The 17,613-nt window shown below is 63.3% G+C and carries 20 protein-coding genes and 2 tRNA genes; 15 read left to right on the top strand and 7 right to left on the bottom strand.

Annotated elements, in window-relative coordinates; translation table 11 throughout:
* Positions 1 to 31 precede the first annotated feature (31 nt).
* The 3 genes from KEC45_RS07210 to KEC45_RS07200 are packed head-to-tail and all read left to right on the top strand — an operon-like array spanning position 32 to position 1,553.
* Positions 32 to 418, top strand: coding sequence for a hypothetical protein (locus KEC45_RS07210; protein ID WP_062181445.1), 387 nt, complete (start codon positions 32 to 34; stop codon positions 416 to 418).
* A gap of 37 nt (positions 419 to 455) precedes the next feature.
* The gene (locus KEC45_RS07205; RefSeq protein ID WP_252171781.1) at positions 456 to 938 is read left to right on the top strand and encodes a hypothetical protein; all 483 of its coding nucleotides are present in this window, start codon (positions 456 to 458) and stop codon (positions 936 to 938) included.
* Positions 939 to 947: 9 nt separating this feature from the next.
* Complete coding sequence (locus KEC45_RS07200; RefSeq protein WP_252171780.1) at positions 948 to 1,553, top strand: DUF3800 domain-containing protein; 606 nt, start codon at positions 948 to 950, stop codon at positions 1,551 to 1,553.
* Between the two features lie 53 nt (positions 1,554 to 1,606).
* Here the strand turns inward: KEC45_RS07200 and rpoZ are convergent, their stop codons facing one another.
* Positions 1,607 to 1,951: a DNA-directed RNA polymerase subunit omega gene (rpoZ, locus tag KEC45_RS07195; protein ID WP_062181454.1), complete on the bottom strand. Its 345-nt coding sequence runs from the start codon at positions 1,949 to 1,951 to the stop codon at positions 1,607 to 1,609.
* Between the two features lie 139 nt (positions 1,952 to 2,090).
* Between rpoZ and KEC45_RS07190 the strand changes: the two genes are divergently transcribed.
* On the top strand, positions 2,091 to 3,281 hold the full coding sequence (locus KEC45_RS07190) for a phosphatidylserine/phosphatidylglycerophosphate/cardiolipin synthase family protein (protein ID WP_252171779.1): 1,191 nt from the start codon (positions 2,091 to 2,093) through the stop codon (positions 3,279 to 3,281).
* A 10-nt stretch (positions 3,282 to 3,291) separates the two neighbouring features.
* Here KEC45_RS07190 and KEC45_RS07185 read toward each other — a convergent pair whose 3' ends face one another.
* Positions 3,292 to 3,930 carry a class I SAM-dependent methyltransferase gene (locus tag KEC45_RS07185; protein ID WP_152682371.1) on the bottom strand — a complete coding sequence of 213 codons (639 nt, stop codon included), beginning with the start codon at positions 3,928 to 3,930 and terminating at the stop codon, positions 3,292 to 3,294.
* Between the two features lie 147 nt (positions 3,931 to 4,077).
* Between KEC45_RS07185 and KEC45_RS07180 the strand changes: the two genes are divergently transcribed.
* Positions 4,078 to 5,397 carry an MFS transporter gene (locus tag KEC45_RS07180; protein WP_252171778.1) on the top strand — a complete coding sequence of 440 codons (1,320 nt, stop codon included), beginning with the start codon at positions 4,078 to 4,080 and terminating at the stop codon, positions 5,395 to 5,397.
* On the opposite strand, the gene KEC45_RS07175 is transcribed toward KEC45_RS07180, so the two are convergent.
* Complete coding sequence (locus KEC45_RS07175) at positions 5,394 to 7,715, bottom strand: CDC48 family AAA ATPase (RefSeq protein ID WP_252171777.1); 2,322 nt, start codon at positions 7,713 to 7,715, stop codon at positions 5,394 to 5,396. The two genes, KEC45_RS07180 and KEC45_RS07175, sit on opposite strands and share 4 nt — an antisense overlap.
* A 153-nt stretch (positions 7,716 to 7,868) precedes the next feature.
* Here KEC45_RS07175 and KEC45_RS07170 point away from each other — a divergent pair, with 153 nt between their 5' ends.
* Positions 7,869 to 8,747, top strand: a complete 879-nt coding sequence (locus tag KEC45_RS07170) for a LysR substrate-binding domain-containing protein (RefSeq protein ID WP_062183992.1) — start codon at positions 7,869 to 7,871, stop codon at positions 8,745 to 8,747.
* A gap of 7 nt (positions 8,748 to 8,754) precedes the next feature.
* On the opposite strand, the gene KEC45_RS07165 is transcribed toward KEC45_RS07170, so the two are convergent.
* A tRNA-Thr gene (locus tag KEC45_RS07165) sits at positions 8,755 to 8,829 on the bottom strand.
* Positions 8,830 to 8,945: 116 nt separating this feature from the next.
* Between KEC45_RS07165 and KEC45_RS21870 the strand changes: the two genes are divergently transcribed.
* Positions 8,946 to 9,074: a hypothetical protein gene (locus KEC45_RS21870; RefSeq protein ID WP_302851619.1), complete on the top strand. Its 129-nt coding sequence runs from the start codon at positions 8,946 to 8,948 to the stop codon at positions 9,072 to 9,074.
* On the opposite strand, the gene KEC45_RS07160 is transcribed toward KEC45_RS21870, so the two are convergent.
* Both KEC45_RS07160 and KEC45_RS07155 read right to left on the bottom strand, forming a co-directional pair.
* A complete protein-coding gene (locus KEC45_RS07160; RefSeq protein ID WP_252171776.1) occupies positions 9,064 to 9,378 on the bottom strand; it encodes a DUF1905 domain-containing protein in 315 nt (104 codons plus the stop codon). The two genes, KEC45_RS21870 and KEC45_RS07160, sit on opposite strands and share 11 nt — an antisense overlap.
* A gap of 4 nt (positions 9,379 to 9,382) precedes the next feature.
* Positions 9,383 to 10,369, bottom strand: coding sequence for a peptidylprolyl isomerase (locus KEC45_RS07155; RefSeq protein WP_252171775.1), 987 nt, complete (start codon positions 10,367 to 10,369; stop codon positions 9,383 to 9,385).
* A gap of 77 nt (positions 10,370 to 10,446) precedes the next feature.
* On the opposite strand from KEC45_RS07155, the gene KEC45_RS07150 reads away from it, so the two are divergent.
* Both KEC45_RS07150 and KEC45_RS07145 read left to right on the top strand, forming a co-directional pair.
* A tRNA-Ser gene (locus tag KEC45_RS07150) sits at positions 10,447 to 10,537 on the top strand.
* A gap of 182 nt (positions 10,538 to 10,719) precedes the next feature.
* Positions 10,720 to 12,039 (top strand): integrase arm-type DNA-binding domain-containing protein, encoded by a 1,320-nt coding sequence (locus KEC45_RS07145; RefSeq protein ID WP_252171774.1) that lies wholly within the window; start codon positions 10,720 to 10,722, stop codon positions 12,037 to 12,039.
* A gap of 98 nt (positions 12,040 to 12,137) precedes the next feature.
* Here the strand turns inward: KEC45_RS07145 and KEC45_RS07140 are convergent, their stop codons facing one another.
* Positions 12,138 to 12,404, bottom strand: coding sequence for an AlpA family transcriptional regulator (locus KEC45_RS07140; protein WP_252171773.1), 267 nt, complete (start codon positions 12,402 to 12,404; stop codon positions 12,138 to 12,140).
* A gap of 298 nt (positions 12,405 to 12,702) precedes the next feature.
* Between KEC45_RS07140 and KEC45_RS07135 the strand changes: the two genes are divergently transcribed.
* From KEC45_RS07135 to arsB, 6 genes are all read left to right on the top strand, one after another.
* Positions 12,703 to 14,661, top strand: coding sequence for a TonB-dependent siderophore receptor (locus KEC45_RS07135; protein ID WP_252172024.1), 1,959 nt, complete (start codon positions 12,703 to 12,705; stop codon positions 14,659 to 14,661).
* A 72-nt stretch (positions 14,662 to 14,733) separates the two neighbouring features.
* Positions 14,734 to 15,129, top strand: a complete 396-nt coding sequence (locus KEC45_RS07130) for a helix-turn-helix domain-containing protein (protein WP_252171772.1) — start codon at positions 14,734 to 14,736, stop codon at positions 15,127 to 15,129.
* Positions 15,130 to 15,233: 104 nt separating this feature from the next.
* Positions 15,234 to 15,578 carry a helix-turn-helix transcriptional regulator gene (locus tag KEC45_RS07125; protein WP_252171771.1) on the top strand — a complete coding sequence of 115 codons (345 nt, stop codon included), beginning with the start codon at positions 15,234 to 15,236 and terminating at the stop codon, positions 15,576 to 15,578.
* 8 nt (positions 15,579 to 15,586) lie between these two features.
* Positions 15,587 to 16,108, top strand: coding sequence for an arsenate reductase ArsC (locus KEC45_RS07120; protein WP_252171770.1), 522 nt, complete (start codon positions 15,587 to 15,589; stop codon positions 16,106 to 16,108).
* Positions 16,105 to 16,536 (top strand): arsenate reductase (glutaredoxin), encoded by a 432-nt coding sequence (arsC, locus tag KEC45_RS07115; RefSeq protein ID WP_252171769.1) that lies wholly within the window; start codon positions 16,105 to 16,107, stop codon positions 16,534 to 16,536. The genes KEC45_RS07120 and arsC overlap by 4 nt, the downstream gene beginning before the upstream one ends.
* A 10-nt stretch (positions 16,537 to 16,546) precedes the next feature.
* Complete coding sequence (arsB, locus tag KEC45_RS07110) at positions 16,547 to 17,611, top strand: ACR3 family arsenite efflux transporter (RefSeq protein WP_252171768.1); 1,065 nt, start codon at positions 16,547 to 16,549, stop codon at positions 17,609 to 17,611.
* Positions 17,612 to 17,613 lie beyond the last annotated feature (2 nt).

Here is a 17,613-nt window from a genome sequence, read left to right as displayed (position 1 = left end):
CTATTCATTGGATGGGGGCAAGTTGCGGCATATGACCAAAGGGACATATGCACGCCTCTTGCCCGCCCTGCTGGCCGCGCCCCTTCTGTGCGCGATGGCTCCAGGCGATATGAGCGTCGCCGCGTTTCTGGCGCGTGCGTCGTCGCTCGAACGGCTCGGCCCGCTCGCGCTGGCGACCCCGCAGGGCAATCAGCTCAAGGGCGAAGTGGTGGCCGCGGGCAAACGCTATAAGGCACGGATCGACGCCCAACGCCGCGCCGGCCGCAAGACGACAAGTTGCCCCCCCGAATCTGGAAGCCTGACCCCCGATCAATGGCTCGCTCACCTTCGCAGCTATCCCGTTGCGTCGCGCAAGTCAGTCAGCGTCTATTCTGCGTTCGATGCGCTGATGAAGAAACGCTATCCCTGCCCCGCCTGATGCGCCAAAGGAGCGGAAAGGACCGAGGGAGACCGCAATGATCGGTAAAGCGTGGAAGAGCATGGCGATCGCGGCTTTGCTCGCCGCAGGCGTCCCCGCAGCAGCGCAGGGCAGCGGCGCGCTGACCAGCAAGATCGAGCTAGAGAAATCGGTGCCCGCGAGCGCCGACCAGCCAGCGCAGAAGACCTATATCGCACCCGATGTCGTCGTCCCCGGCGACCGCGTCCGCGTAACCCTCACCTTCACCAACAACGGGGCCCAACCCGCGTCGGGCGTCATCCTCGTCAACCCGATCCCGCAAGGCCTGATGTTCGACGACACCGCCGACCCCGCCGGATTCGGCGTTTCGGCCGACGGCGGCAAGATTTTCGCAGCGCTTGCGGCTCTGACCATTCCGGTTGAAGGCGCAGCGCCCCGCGCGGCGACCGCCGCCGATGTCACACATGTCCGCTGGCTTTGGCCCGACGCGATCGCACCCGGCCAGAGCCGCTCGGTCGCCTTTTTCGGCCGCGTGCGGTAACGCCGCGGAATGACGATCTATTGCGATGAATCGGGTGGGCTCAACGCGGGGGTAATGACCTTCTCTGCGGTGATGCTGACACCCAAGGCTGCAACCGAAATTCACGAGCGTTTTCGCGGCGTGACCGGGCTGCGCGGAGAGCTCAAGGGGAGCCGCATCAGCATCGTCGAGCGCGCCTATCTGCTCGAACTCTTCGACCGCGCGGGCGGCCGTGCCTGGGTCGCCGTCGCCGAACGCGACAAGCTGGCGCAGAATCCCGGCGGTACTTTGCCCAGCGATCTCGCGCTCTATGGCGCGCTGCTGAACAGCGCCGTCGGCCACTGGCTTCCCGAAACCGGCGGCGTCTGTACCGACGTGGTGATCGACGACGGACGCTATGATCCAAAGATTCTTGCGCATGTTCGCGAAGAGATTCAGGCAGGCCTCGGCCAATGGGGGCGCGCCTCGCTCGCCGACAGCCGCCGCAGCGACGGGGTCCAGATCGCCGATGTGATCGCAAACAGTCTGTTCAATATCACCATTGGTTCTCCGCGCGCGCACCGCATGCAGCGCATTTTCGAACCGATGTTCGCGTCGAAGGCGATCCGCGTCGCCGAGCTCACCAAAATCCCATAACAAAAGGGCCGCAGTTTCCTGCGACCCTTTTGCCGATTTGATTTTCGAAGCGCTTATTCGAAGTCGCTGCCGCCACCGGCGGGGCTGCGCGGCGGCGCGGCGGCCGTGAGGCGAAGCGCTTCGGCCGAGCGGCTGATCGAGCTGATTTCATCGGGCGTATCGTCATCGTCGACGACGACCTTCTGCATCGAACCAACGAGCGTTTCCTTGAGGTCCTTGGGACGGATCGTCTGCTCGGCGATCTCGCGCAGCGCCACGACGGGGTTCTTGTCGCGGTCGCGGTCGACGGTCAGCTCCGAACCGCCCGAGATTTCGCGGGCGCGGTGTGCCGACAGCAGAACCAGGTCGAAACGGTTGGGAACTTTGTCGACGCAATCCTCGACGGTAACGCGGGCCATATTGTTTCCTTAGGTATAGGAGAGGCCAGCCCTTTGGAGGGGCGTGGCGGCAAGCGCTGCGCGCTAGCAGCCCCGGCCCGATATGTCAATCAAAGGGCCGCCCTTGCGGGACTTGCAGATGCCAGCCTATGAGCATGTCATGACCGACGCCTGCCCTTCCGCCGCACTCGACCAAAGGCTGACGGCGGACGTGGCGGGTCACCGGCTCGAATTGCTCTTCGACGGCGGCGAACGGCTGACGCGGCTGCTCGACCTGATCAACGGCGCCGCACACAGCATCGATATCATCATGTATATTTTCGAGGGCGATGCGGCGGGACGACGCATTCTCGACGCCTTGTCGGTCGCCGCCCGGCGCGGTGTCCGCGTCCGCGCCGTCATCGATAGTTTCGGATCGGGGGATACACCCGACAGCGTTTTCGTACCGCTGCGTGACGCCGGCGGCAGCGTGACCTTCTTCTCGCGCCGCTGGCGCTCGACGTACCTGATCCGCAACCATCAGAAACTGATCCTGATCGACGAATATATTGCCGTGACCGGCGGCTTCAACATCGCCGACGACTATCTGAGCACACCGCGCAGCTACTGTTGGTTCGATATAGGCATGATCGTCAAGGGGCCGACCGTCGCGCGGGCGGCGCAATGGTTCGAGGAAATTCACGATTATGCCGTCAACGACGACGGCAAACTGCTGATGCTGCGGCGGCTGATCCGCGAATGGCCGGTCGACGGTGGTGCGGTATCATGGCTCGTCGGTGGACCAACCCAGCGGCTGTCGCCTTGGGCGCGCGCGGTCCGAACCGATCTCGAAAACGCGCGGCAACTCGACATGGCAATGGCCTATTTTTCCCCGGGTCAAGGGATGCTCCGCCGGCTTGGCCGGGTGGCGCAGCGTGGTCGGGCGCGATTTATAATGGCCGGAAAGTCTGACAATCCGGCGACGATCGGCGCGTCGCGCCTGCTCTATGGCTATTTGCTGCGCAAGACCGCCGCTGTCATGGAATATCAGCCGTGCCGCTTGCATATGAAGCTGATCGTCATCGACAATGTCGTCTATATCGGATCGGCCAATTTCGACGTCCGCAGCCTGTTCGTGAACGTCGAGGTGATGGTGCGCGTCGCCGACGCGGGCTTTGCCGAAAAAATGCGCAATTTCCTCGCGGGTCTTCGTCCCGATTGCGAGGTGATCACGCCGGAATCGCACAAGGCGCGCGGCACCTGGCTAACGCGCATCCGCTGGACGCTTGCCTGGTTTGTCGTCGGTTTCGTCGACTATACGGTATCGCGAAAGCTCAACTTCGGGCTCGGCGACCCCGATCCCGAAGTCTGAGCGCGGCAGCTTAGTCTTTCCAGCCCCAGAAAAGGAAGCACGGCGGGACGTTGACCCATTCGAACGCATTGTCGATGCGATTGAAATGCGCCGCGAGGAAGTCGCGCGCGCGGGCACGGAACTGATAGACCAGGAAAGCGCCGCCGGGGCGCAGCACGCGGTGCGTGGCGGCCGCGATGGCCGGACCGACACCCGCGGGCAAGGTCGAGAATGGCAGGCCCGAGAGGACATAGTCCGCCTGTTCAAAGCCGTGCGCACGCACGATATCCTCGACATCAGCCGCCGAGCCGTGGACCGCGATGAAGCGGCTGTCGCGAATATCCTTGCGCAGATATTCGATGAAATCCTCGTTGGTGTCGATCGCGATCAGCGTTGCGTCGCCCGCCATCCGCTCGAGCACGGGACGGCAGAAGGTGCCGACCCCCGGGCCATATTCGACAAACAGCTTCGTGTTTTTCCAGTCCACCGGCCGCAACATGTGACGGATCAGCGTCGGCGACGACGGCACGATCGATCCAACCATGACCGGGTGCTTGATAAAGCCCCGGACAAACATGCCCCACGGCCCGAAAAAGCGCTTAAAGCCCTCGCGAACCCGACGGGCCAGCGGAGCTTTCGTTTCTTGGGCCTGCGCCCGCGGATTGGTCATGATGGCTTTCGCGTTGTTGCGGTTGCCAAAGGCGTGGCAAAAACGGCGCGTGGGCGCAAGGAAAGAGTCTGTCTTGACTCTGGACAGCGGGCCGCTCGCGTGTAGGAGGAGGCGGCGTTACCGACCATGAACAAGGAGGGGGCGAACATGGCGACGACATCGCATTCCATCCCCTCTGACCGCATGGCGGTGCTTTTTGCGGTGATGCTGGTCGCCGCCGCGGGCAACACCGCGATGCAATCGATCCTGCCTTCTATCGGTGCCAAATTGCGCATCCCCGACGTCTGGGTCAGCCTGGCGTTCAGTTGGTCGGCGCTGCTTTGGGTGCTCACAGCGCCGCATTGGGCGCGACAGTCGGACAAGCGCGGCCGCAAGGCATTGATGGCGCTGGGGGTGGTCGGCTTCCTGTCGTCGATGGCCTTGTGCGGATTGACTCTCTGGGCCGGGCTTCAGGGCCATCTTGCCGCGGGGGTCACCTTTATCGTCTTCGCGGTGTTTCGCAGCCTTTACGGCGGCTTCGGTTCGGCATCGCCTCCTGCGGTACAGGCTTATGTCGCCGCTCGCACCGATCCTGAGCAGCGGACGCAAGCGCTCTCGCTGGTTTCCTCGTCGTTCGGGCTCGGCACCGTCATCGGGCCGGCGATCGCGCCCTTCTTTATCCTGCCTATCGTCGGCCTCGCCGGCCCATTGCTCGTCTTTGCGCTGATCGGCCTTGGCGTGCTCGTCATGCTGCGCTGGCGCCTGCCCGACGACATGCCCCGCTATGCCGCACGCGGAAATATCGCAGCCTATCCGGCCGCTGCTGGCTCACCCGAAGCCGCAACCGACGAGAGCGAAGAGGAGGTCGTCGATCCGTCGGCAGCCGCCGCCCCTCCGCTTCGCTGGACCGATACGCGCGTCCGCCCATGGCTGCTCGCCGGGCTGTTCGGCGGGCAGGCACAGGCGATGGTGCTGGGCGTGATCGGCTTCCTGATCCTCGACCGCCTGCACCTGCGCCTGCGTCCCGACGAAGGCGCCGCGATGACGGGAATCGTTTTGATGGCGGGCGCTTTTGCGACCCTGCTTTCGCAATGGGGCCTGATCCCGCTGCTCAAAATGTCGCCGCGCACCGCCGTCCTCTGCGGTGCCAGCCTTGGCGGATTGGGGACGGTGATGACCGGTCTGTCGTACGACTTCCATGGGATCATCATCGGCTTCGCACTCGCCTCTTTGGGCTTCGGGCTGTTCCGTCCAGGCTTTACCGCGGGCGCTTCGCTATCGGTGCCGCGCCGCGATCAAGGCAGCGTCGCGGGCATGACCGCGTCGATCAACGGGTCGGCCTATATCGTATCGCCTGCGGTCGGCGTGCTGCTCTATAATTGGCACCCGATGGTCGCCTACGGCCTGATGGCGGGCTTTTGTGGTTGGCTGGTCCTGTGGGGCTGGTCGGCGCTGAAACCGAACCAGCCCAAGGAACAAACGCTTTAGTCGGTCGTGTCGTCGTGCTTGCGCTCGCGAACGGGCTTGAGCATGCCAGGTGCGAAAAAGCCGATCGGATCGACGCTCATCGCGGCCTGTTTGATCTCACCCTGGATCTTCTCATAATCCTTCTCCATCGCCTCGGTAACCGAGGCGCGGGTGTCCTTCAGCGCGGTTTCGAAATCTTCCATCGTCACCGTATCGCTGTCGAGCGAACGCTTGAGCGCGGCAAGACCGGCGCGGCGCGTCAAATCCTCCAGATCGGCGCCGGTGAAACGATCGGACTTCTCGGCCAGAACCGCAAGGTCGACGTCCTTCGCCAGCGGCATCTTGCCCGTCTGGATTTCAAGAATCCGCCTGCGCCCTTCGGCATTCGGCACCGACACATAGATTAGTTCGTCGAGCCGTCCGGGACGCAGCAATGCCGGATCGATGAGGTTCGGACGGTTGGTGGCGCCGATGACGACCACCGACTGCATCTCCTCGATCCCGTCCATCTCGGCGAGGATCGTGTTGACGACGCGCTCGGTCACCTGCGGTTCGCCCGACGTCCCGCTGCCGCGTGCGGGCACAAGACTATCGAGTTCGTCGATGAAGATGATCGTGGGCGCCACCGCCCGCGCACGGGCAAACAGGCGCGCGATCTGCTGTTCGCTCTCGCCATACCATTTGGAAAGCAGGTCCGACGATTTGATCGAGATGAAATTTGCATCGGATTCGCGCGCCGCCGCCTTTGCCAACAAAGTCTTGCCGGTCCCGGGCGGACCATAGAGCAGGAAGCCCTTGGCGGCGCGGATACCGAGCCGGCGGAACGCCTCGGGATTTTTCAGCGGCAGTTCGATTCCTTCGATCAGCTTGTCGCGCGCGGCGTCGAGCCCGCCGATGTCGCTCCAACGCGTCTTTGGCGCCTGCACCATCACTTCGCGCATTGCCGAGGGCTGGACGCGCTTCAGTGCATTGTTGAAGTCCTCACGCGTCACGCGAAGCTCTTCGAGCACCTCTGCCGGGATCGTCCCTTCAGCAAGATCGAGCTTCGGCATGATCCGCCGCACCGCCTCGATCGCGGCTTCACGCGTCAACGCTGCCATGTCAGCGCCGACAAAGCCGAACGTAGTGCGCGCAAGCTCCGCAAGATCGACATTTTCGGCTAGCGGCATGCCGCGAGTGTGGATGCCCAGAATTTCGCGGCGGCCGCTTTCGTCAGGAACGCCGATCACGATCTCGCGGTCGAACCGGCCAGGACGACGCAGCGCCTCGTCAATCGCATCGGGGCGATTGGTCGCAGCGATCACGACCAGGTTGGTTCGCGGCTCCAGCCCGTCCATCAGCGTTAGCAACTGCGCCACTAGCCGCTTCTCGGCCTCGCCCTGTACCTGCCCGCGCTTCGGCGCAATCGAATCGATTTCGTCGATGAACAGAATCGATGGCGCGGCCTTCGTCGCCTGCTCGAAAATGTCGCGCAGCCGCTTTTCGGACTCGCCATAGGCGCTGCCCATGATCTCGGGGCCATTGATCAGAAAGAACTGCGCTTCGCTTTCGTTCGCGACCGCGCGCGCGAGCCGCGTCTTCCCGGTTCCCGGCGGGCCGTGCAGCAGCACGCCGCGCGGCGGATCTACGCCGAGGCGACGAAATAGTTCGGGATAGCGCAGCGGCAGCTCGACCATCTCGCGCAGCTGGTCGATCGTCTCGCCCAACCCACCAAGATCATCGTAGGTGACGTCGGTCCTACGCGCGTCCTGCGGTTCTTGATATTCCGGAAGCAGCTCGATTTCTGTATTCTCGTCGATGAACACGACGCCCTTGGGGCTAGCCGACACAACGAGCAGGCGCACTTCGGCCAGCGCATAGGCGGGCGCGTTGAGCATCTGCCGGAGTTGCGGCGGCATATTCCCTGATTCAAGCCGCTGCTGCCCGGCGGTCGCGACCGTATCACCCGCGACGATGGGGCGGCCAAAGAAGCTGCGCTTCAACGCATTCGCCGAACCCTGGAGGCGCAAATTCTCCTGTGCCGGCGCGAACACGACGCGCGCAGCAGGGCGCGCTTCGACGCGGCTCAATTCGACCATATCGCCGGCACCGGCACCGGCATTGGCGCGCTGCAGACCGTCGAGGCGAATGACTTCGAGCCCCTCATCTTCGGCATAGGGCAGCACGACGCGCGAGGCGGTCTGCCGCTTGCCGCTAATCTGGACGATATCGCCTTCGGTGACACCCAGTTCGGCCATCGCCGAACGCGGAATGCGCGCGATCCCGCCGCCACTTTCCTCGGCACGGGCGTTCGCCACCTGCAGTTTCACCAGTTTTTCCTTTACCGCTGCGTCGGCCAATGCGCGTCTCCCGCAAAATAGTCAGAATGCGAAGATAGGGCGGCGGTTCTCGATTTGCGACCCCCCCAATATTCCGCGAACCCCGCCAATTTATGACGCACCGCACAAAATTCTGGCATGTGCGCCGAGCCCATGCCATCATCGTCGACCGATATGCCCCGCCTTCCTCCTATCAGCAGCATGGAAGCCTTTCTGGAGGTTGCCCGCCATGGCACGGTCAAGGCGGCGGCGATTGAGCTGGGCCTGTCGATGCCCGCGCTATCGCGTCGGATCCAGACGCTCGAACATGCCGTTGGCCGACCGCTCTTCAACCGCCATCATCACGGGCTCAGCCTGACCGAAACCGGCCGCGCGCTGCACGAACAATTGTCGCCGATTCTCGACGAACTGCGCACGGTGATCGAACAGGTCGGCAGCCCCGACGCGTCGCTTCGCCTGCACCTCAACGTCCTGCCGCTCTTTGCGCAGCAGCGCTTATTTCCGCGCCTTCCCGAATTGCGGCGCAAGCATCCCGAACTGCATATCGATATCGACACCATGTCGCATGCCGAAGCACGGCTCGGCGAAGGCATTGATGCCGCGATCGCCCTCGCCCGCTCGATCGATCCCGTGCTCTATGCGGCGCGGCTCGATCAGGACAAGGTGTTCCCGATTGCGTCACGGACGCTGACCGACGGCAACCGCCCGATCGCCGTTCCCGAACAGATGCAGCGGATGACCATCCTGCTCCACCGCGAGATGCCCGAGACGTTCACCGAGTGGAAGAAGGCGATCGGCATGCCCTATCTGGAGCCGGCAGGGATCGACTATTTCGATTCAGGGCCCCTGATGCTCGAGGCCGCGGCGCAGGGTATCGGCGTCGCTTTCATGCATGGCCATCACTTCGACGACGCGCACGATCCGCGCCTCGTCCGCCTGTTCGATTTCGACGTCGACAGCCCGTACAGTTACTGGTTCGTATGTCGCCCGCGCGCGCTGAGGCAGCCCGCGGTGAAGCTCTTCCACGACTGGTTGCTGGCGGCAAAGATCTGAAGAGAAATGGTGCTGCTGGACAGGATTGAACTGTCGACCTCGTCATTACCAATGACGCGCTCTACCACTGAGCTACAGCAGCAACCGATACGCCCCGACGCATGTTCGCTGGGCAGGCGCGGCCTATGGCGGGGCGTCCTTCGCCTGTCAAGGTGCGAGACTTGACGATGTGGCGATTTCGCGGGCATGGCCCTTTTCGTGAGCAAGACGCCCTCTCCCGCCGATATCGAACGCGAACGCCGCCTCGCCGAGGCGCTGCGCGAGAATCTGCGCAAACGCAAGGCGCAGGCGCGCGAAGCGAAGGTAGACGATACGCCTAAAGACTGACGGTAACCGTCACCTCGTCGCCTTCGACGATTCCCTCGGCCTTGCGCACCGCAGCCTTGACCGGGAGCAGCCAGCCGCCGCTCTCCCTATGCGGGAAGACCGACGTACTCCAGCTTGTGTCACCGATTGTCGCGTGGACCTTTGCCGAGCCGAATCCCTTGCGACCGTCGAGCCATTGACCGGAGATCGCGGCTAGCCGGATGCTGTCGGCTACGTCGCCCGCGATCGTGACGAAGAACCAGGCGGCCGGCGCGGTCGCCGACTGCCAGCGCCAGAGCGGCGTCGTGACGGTAAAGTCCTCCAAGGACCTATTTCGCAGGAGTCGGGCGCACGGGCACGGGGATATTGCAGATGTCCGCGCCGCCCGCGGGCTTGATGAAAAAGGGATCGCGCCGGTTCTGTCGCGCATCAGCATAGCGCGCAAAGCTGTCGCTTTCGGTCGACAGATATTCGAAGCGCGGCTGGTCTGCGGCGGGCAGTTCGGTTGCAACGCGAATCGACCTTATCGCGACGCGCTCGGCTGCATCCTCGTAGAAGCCGAGTGCACCCGTCCCGCGCGGCAGGCTCGACAGATGCTCGATCCCGCTGACGACGCGGCCGACGACCGCGATATTGCGATCGAGATGGCGCGGCGCATGGCCGATGACGGCGTAAAGCTCCGCTCCCGATCCCGTGTCGGGCGACATGTTGCGGCCGACGCCGACCGCGCCATAGCAGTGGACGGGCCAACCGATTCTTCCATCAGTGCTGGCGAAGGGCCATCCTGCCAAGAAGCTGCGCTTCGTCGAATAAGCGTCGTCAGCGTCTGTCCATGACCATCCGGGATACCGCCCGCTCCAACTCAACACCAAGGGGCGGCCATCTTGGGTAACGGACCTATTTGTGCCGCCAGTGCCCTTTGTCGGCGTGACATATTCGCTTTCGGGCACCACCTCCAAACCCGCCGGCAACGCCTTCTTCTCGGTCGCGTCGCCCCACTGCGCGACATAATTGTCCTGCACGCGGTTGACGCTCGTTCCATCCCACCAATGTGCCGCGGCAAGCTTGCGGATGTTACCGATCCACCCCTGACTGAAGGGCGCGGGTATCAGTTGGATGACGACGCGGCGCGCCTTGCCCTTCGCATCGGGAGCGAGGTCCATCACCAGCAAATCGGACGGAGCGATAGCGACCCAGTCGCTTGCCGGCGCCGCGGCTACGATCTCTCCCGGCGACGGAATTGCCGCCGGCTCTTCGGCGAAAGCGGGCAGGATGAGCGACACGGCGGCGGCGGCCGTCAGGAGCAGATGTTTCATGGCCATTGTCTGCCATGCCCAATCGGCTTGCGAAAGCCCCGTCAAGCGATTAGGGCGCGCCTTCATCCAGTGCATGCGGAGCGGTGGCCGAGTGGTCGAAGGCGCTCGCCTGGAAAGTGAGTATACGTCAAAAGCGTATCGAGGGTTCGAATCCCTCCCGCTCCGCCAGACACCTGTCCGCAGGGGTCCGTAAAAGTCCGGTAATCTCAACTTTTTCTCCTTAAAAACCGATGCTTAGCTTGCTTGAGTTTCCGTAGCGGTTCGCAACCGTTCGGAGCCATCCAGTACCGATCCGGTACTGATTCATGGTCTCGGCGCGTCAAAAACATGGTACTTTCGGAGAAGAGCAAATGCTTAGCGAAACCAAGGTCAAAGCCGCCAAACCGCGTCCCAAACCCTATAAGCTGTCCGACGGGGGCAGTCTTTTCCTCCTCGTCACCCCCAGCGGCGGCAAACTCTGGCGCTGGAACTACCTCTACGACGGCAAGCAGAAGAGCATGGCTTTCGGCGCCTGGCCGCACGTGTCGATCGGCGACGCGCGCGGCAAGCGCGACGAGGCCTACTCCGTCCTCGCCGAAGGCCGCGACCCCTCCATCGTCAAACGGCTGAAGATCGAAGCCGTCATCGAAGCGTCGCGCCAGACCTTCGAGCGCGTCGCGCGCGAATGGCACGCCAATGCCAAGCCGCAATGGGCGGCGATCCACGCCGCCGACGTCATCCGCAGCCTCGAGCGCGACGTCTTCCCCACGATCGGTGACTTGCCGATCGCGGACCTCACCCCGCCGCTGATCCTCGGCGTCCTCCGCGAGATCGAAGCCCGCGGTTCGATTGAGACGGCCAAGCGCATCCGGCAGCGGATTTCGGCGACCTTTGTTTTCGGTATCGCGCAGGGCATCTGCGAACGCGATCCCGCCGAAAAGCTCGGCGCTGTCCTCAAGCCCCTGCGCAAGGGCCGCCAGCCGGCGATCGTCGAGCTCGAACCGCTGAAGAAAATGATCCGCACTGCCGAGGAAGACAATGCCCGTCCGATCACGCGGCTCGGCCTCCGTCTCCTAGCCCTGACGGCGGTCCGGCCGAGCGAGCTGCGCGGCGCGCACTGGGCCGAATTCGAGGACCTCGACGGCAACGCGCCGCTCTGGCGCATCCCTGCCTCTCGCATGAAGGGCGACCTCGACCGAAAGGAAGAGGCCGGCGGCGACCATCTCGTCCCGCTCGCTCCGCAGGCCATAGACGTGCTTTGCGCGGTCTGGCCGCTGACCGGCAACGGCGACCTCGTTTTCCCGAGCAACCGGCATCAGCATCGGCCGATGAGCGAGAATGCCATCGGCTATCTGCTCAACAGGGCGGGCTATCATGGGCACCATGTTCCCCATGGATTCCGCGCCGCCTTCTCCACGATCATGAACGAATGGGCCGAGCGGAACGGCAAGGATCTCGACCGCGCCATCATCGACCTCATGCTCGCGCATATTCCCAAGCAGAAAAGCGACAGCGAAATTGCCTATAATCGCGCAGCCTTCATGCCGCGCCGCCGTGAGCTCGCCGTGATCTGGGCCGATATGCTGAGCGATGGGCTGCCCAATCCATCGATCCTTGTCGAACGGCCGGCCAAGGCGATCGGCTTCCATTCGCGACGGAAGGCGTTCCCATCCGCCAATTGCAGATTGTAGCGCATGGCAATCGTCGGCGCGTCAGGTCGGGGCATCGCACAGTCATGACTGAACCGAGAATCCGCAACTGCGGAAGAAGGCCGAGGCGAGCGCAGGATTCACACCCTGCGCCGTTTCCCTTCGAAGCCATCCTTCACGTCGTCGATCCACGCCACGACCTCGCGTTCGCTCCACCGCGCGGCGAACGGCGATATCTTGTACGGAGCTGGAAAGCGGCTATCCCGGATCATCGCGTAGATCATCGTTTTACCCAGCCCTACGCGCCGGGAGACCTCTTCCAGCTTCAGGAACCTCTCCGGCAGCATCGCCTTGGTTTCCGGCGTTGCTGTCTGGTCATCCTCGGTCGTTTGGAGTGGCTGTGACATGACATTCGTCCGATGCGTTTCCGTCTTGAAAGAGGCGCGCTCAGCCGAACAAGGGCCCCACGAGCGACAGCGACAGGTTCGGGGAAACATTTCGTCGGGACGAGAGTACCCGCCCTGCATCGACATCCTTCCGTGATGCACCACGCGCACGACCATCGGATAGCCAGCACCTTCGGGGCCCTTCAGCAGCACTTGACCTTGAAGTGGCTTCAACCTCTATGGGGCGTCCGGCCCAAGCCCCGATCGCCTCGCCGATCGAACTCGATAAACCCGTGCCGGAGATAATTTCTTGAAGACGATGTCGACTTTCACCGCCCGCACTGCGGTCGCGCTTGCCGTGCTACTGCCGCTCCTGCCGACACCAGCGGTGGCCCAGGAACATCAGGACGAGGCCGAGGAAGGCGAAGACGACATCGTCGTGCAGGCGACACGCTCGGGCAGGCGCGTTCAGGACGAGGCCATCCGGGTCGAGGTGATCGGCCGCGAGGAAATTGAAGAGAAACTGATGATGACGCCGGGCAATGTCTCGATGCTCGTAGCGGAGACGCCGGGCGTACGCGTGCAGGTCACCTCGCCTGCCCTCGGGTCGTCGAATATCCGCATGCAAGGCATGTCGGGTCGCTACACCCAGCTCCTCTCCGACGGCCTCCCGCTGTACGGCGGTCAGCCTTCTTCGATAGGCCTTCTCCAAATCCCGCCAACAGATCTCGGGCAGGTCGAGGTCATCAAGGGGTCTGCTTCGGCCCTCTACGGCCCTTCAGCCCTCGGCGGCGTCATCAACCTGGTATCGCGTCGTCCCAAGCCCGAGGCGGAGGCAGAATTCTTGATCAACGCTAGCACGCGCGATGGACAGGATGCCACCGGCTATGCGTCGGGCCCGCTTGGCGCGAGCTGGAGCTATTCGCTGACAGGCGGCTATCACCGGCAGACCCGCAAGGATCTCGACAAGGATGGCTGGATCGATATGCCCGGCTATGACCGGTGGACGGTGCGGCCTCGCCTTTTCTGGGTAGGCGACGACGGAGCAAACGCTCTGGTCACCTTCGGCGCAACGCGCGAGGACCGCGCAGGCGGCACACTCGGCGACCGCGTGGCTCCGGACGGCCAGCCCTTTCCAATCACACAAGACAGTCGCCGCCTCGACGCCGGATTGGTCGCGGAATTTCCGGTCGAGGGACTTGGGAAGATCGGAATTCGTGCGTCCGCGATGACGCAGCGACATCGACAGCTCTTCGGGAGCAGCGCGGAGACGGATCGCCAGAACACCTATTTCGCGGAAACATCCATCGCAGGCGAAGCCGGGCCGACAAGCTGGCTCGTAGGGGGCGCTTTCCAGGCCGACGTATATCGGTCGCGAACATTTCCGGTCTTCGACTACAGCTACACCGTCCCTGCCCTGTTTGGGCAGGTTGAACAGGAAGTTACCGATGAATTGTTGCTCGCCGGGAGCGCTCGTGCCGACTTTCACAGCGATTACGGCACCCGTCTAAGTCCGCGCGTTTCCGCGCTTTATCGTCCCGGCCCCTGGACCATCCGTGCGTCGTTCGGCAAGGGCTTCTATGCCCCCACCCCTTTTGTCGACGAGATCGAGGCTGCAGGCCTGTCGCGCCTGGAGCCGGTAGATGCGCTCAAAGCGGAAACCGCGAAGACCGCTTCGCTCGACTTCGGCTATGCGAAAGGACCGCTCGAGGCCAGCCTGACGCTCTTCGCCTCCGATATCGAGAACGCCGTGCAGGTCGAGGAGGTCGACGCAGATAGCGTCCGCCTCGTCAATGCGGCCGGAACGACGCGCACCCGTGGCGGTGAAGTGATGTTGCGCTATCGCTGGCACGCGTTCTCGGTCACTGGCAGCTATGTGTTCGTTGACGCAAGCGAGCCCGTGCCTTCCGGCATCGGACGTCGCACCACGCCGCGCACACCCCGGCACACGGCCGGGCTCGTGGGAATGTGGGAGGAGCATGGCAAGGGTCGCGTCGGGATCGAGGCATATTACACCGGACGTCAGCAGCTCGACGACAATCCATATCGGGCGCGGAGCCGGCCCTATTTCGAACTTGGCGCTCTCGGCGAGATCACGCTCGGAAAAGTCAGCCTGTTCGTGAATGCCGAGAACATCCTCGACATCCGGCAGACCAAATATGACCGGCTGCTCCTGCCGCAACGGGCCCCCGACGGAAGCTGGACGGTCGAGGCCTGGGCGCCGACCGACGGTTTTGTGGTCAATGGCGGGGTTCGAGTCCGGTTCGGCGGGCACTGACCGGCACGCGACTTGCCATTGCCAGCCACACGGCGCTATCGACATCCTTGTAGAAACTACAAGGTTTGACTCATGCGGATCGGCGAACTTGCGGCAGCAACGGGAACACGAACCGAAACGATCCGCTATTACGAGAAGGAAGGTCTTCTCACTCCGCCTGCCCGGACAAGCGCGAACTATCGCAGCTACGGCGAGCCCCATCGCCAGCGCCTGACCTTCATTCGCCGTGCGCGCGACCTGGGCTTCCGCCTCGACGACGTGCGCGAGCTTCTCACACTTGCCGATGATCCCTCGCAGCCCTGCGGCGCGGTCGACCGGATCACAACGTCGCACCTGGACGATATCGAGGCCAAGATGGTGGACCTCGCCAAGATGCGCGACGCGCTGCGCGCCATGCTCCGGAGCTGCAGTCAGGATACCATCAGCGACTGCCGGATCATCGAATCGCTCGGCCCGTCGCTGGCCTGAGCCATTTGCAACCTGTCGATCGGTATAATTCCAGAAGTTTCGAAATATCTCTTGCGGACTTCCGCAGATTCGATATTTCGATACATCTAGAAGGATCGATTCTTATGACTGATGTGAACATCCAAGTCTGGGCCGTGGACGCTCTGGGCGCCCTAGCCCATGAAACCCGCCTCGCCGTATTCCGTATGCTCGTTACCGCGGGCCCCGACGGAATGATCGCGGGAACGATCGCCGAGAGCGCCAAGGTGCCGCCATCGACGATGTCGCACCATCTTGCGACGCTGGAGCGCGCGGGCCTCGTCCAGTCCGAACGCGAGAGCCGGCTGATCCACTACCGCGCCGACTATGAGGGCATGAGCCGGTTGCTGACCTTCCTGATGAAGGATTGTTGCCAGGGCGCGCCCGACATGTGCGCCGACATTTTCGCCAGTATTTCCTGCAACGGCTGAGAGACGACATGACCGACAAGACTTACAACGTGCTGTTTCTATGCACAGGGAACAGCGCCCGCTCGATCCTCGCCGAGGCACTGCTCAACCATTTGGGCGAAGGCCGGTTCCGCGCCTACAGCGCCGGCAGCTTTCCAAAGGGCGACGTGCATCCCGCCGCGATCGCGCTCCTCGGCGAACTCGGGTTCGAGAAGGGCGACCTCCGTTCGAAGAGCTGGGACGAATTCTCGGGCCCGGATGCGCCGAAGCTCGATTTCATCTTCACCGTCTGCGACAATGCCGCCGGCGAGACCTGCCCGATCTGGCCGGGCCATCCGATGACCGCTCATTGGGGGATCGAAGACCCCGCCGCGGTCGAAGGGCCGGGCCAGCGCGAAGCCTTCGAGCGCGCGCTACACTATCTCTCGAACCGCATATCGCTCTTTCTCGCGCTGCCGCACGACAGCATCGACGAGATGGCGATGGCCCGCAAACTCAAAGAAATCGGTCGCAGCGAAGGCGCAACCGGCGAACGGGAGGCCGGCGAATGACCACCGACATCATCATCTATCACAATCCCGAATGCGGGACCTCGCGCAACACGCTCGCACTGATCCGGAACGCCGGTATCGAGCCGCACGTCATCGAATATTTGAAGACGCCGCCGTCGCGCGCCATGCTCGAGCAATTGATCGAGCGCGCCGGCATCGCGCCGCGCGACCTGCTCCGCCAGAAAGGCACGCCCTATGCGGACCTCGGGCTCGACAACACCGGTCTTGCGAATAGCGAACTCGTCGATGCGATGATGGCGCATCCCATCCTCATCAATCGCCCGCTCGTCGTGACGCCGCTCGGAGTGAGGCTCTGCCGCCCGTCCGAAGACGTGCTCGACATTCTCCCTGCCCGCCAGCTCGGCGCCTTCGCCAAGGAAGACGGCGAACAGGTGGTCGATGCCGACGGCAACCGCGTGCAGGCCTGAGGATATCGTCATGACCACCGCAAAGACCGAACGCCTGTCGTTCCTCGACCGCTACCTGACCCTCTGGATCTTTCTCGCGATGGCCTTGGGCGTCGCACTCGGGTCACTTTTCAAGGGACTTCCTGCCGCGATCGACGCGCTGTCGATCGGGACGACGAACATCCCGATCGCGATCGGCCTGATCCTGATGATGTATCCCCCGCTCGCGCGCGTGCGCTACAACGAGCTCCCGCGCGTGTTCGAGGACAAGCGCGTGCTCGCGATCTCGCTCATCCAGAACTGGATCATCGGACCGGTGCTGATGTTCGCGCTTGCGGTCCTCTTCCTGTCGGACAAGCCCGAATATATGACCGGCCTGATCCTCATCGGGCTCGCCCGCTGCATCGCGATGGTCATCGTGTGGAACCAGCTCGCGAAAGGCGACAATCAATATGTCGCAGCGCTCGTTGCCTTCAACTCGATCTTCCAGATCCTCTTCTTCAGCGTCTACGCTTGGTTCTTCCTCTCGGTTCTGCCCCCGCTCTTCGGGCTCGAAGGCAGCGTCATCGACGTCAGCTTCTGGACCATCGCCGAGGCAGTGCTCATTTATCTCGGCATCCCTTTTCTCGCCGGCTATCTGACGCGCCGGCTCCTTGCCCGCGCCAAGGGCGACGAGTGGTATGAAACACGTTTCCTGCCAAAGATCGGCCCGATCACGCTCGTTGCGCTGCTCTTCACCATCGTCGCGATGTTCAGCCTCAAGGGCAGCGAAATCCTGACGATCCCCGGCGACGTCGTCCGGATCGCGATCCCGCTGACCATCTACTTCGTGGTGCAGTTCCTCATCAGCTTCTGGATGGGCAAGCTCATCGAAGCCGATTATCCCCGCACGACCGCAGTGGCCTTCACGGCCGCCGGCAACAATTTCGAGCTCGCGATCGCAGTTGCGATCGCCGCCTTCGGCCTCGCCTCGCCGGTCGCCTTCGCGGCGGTCATCGGCCCGCTCGTCGAAGTCCCAGTCCTCATCCTCCTGGTCAGCGTCGCATTCCGTCTCGGGCGCCGCTGGTTCCCGGCAAGCACGCCCTCGGAAGCCTGACT

This window comes from Sphingopyxis sp. USTB-05, assembly GCF_023822045.1.
Lineage (GTDB): Bacteria > Pseudomonadota > Alphaproteobacteria > Sphingomonadales > Sphingomonadaceae > Sphingopyxis.
Note: the sequence above shows the minus strand (reverse complement) of the source record. Positions and strands in the feature narration are given on the sequence as shown.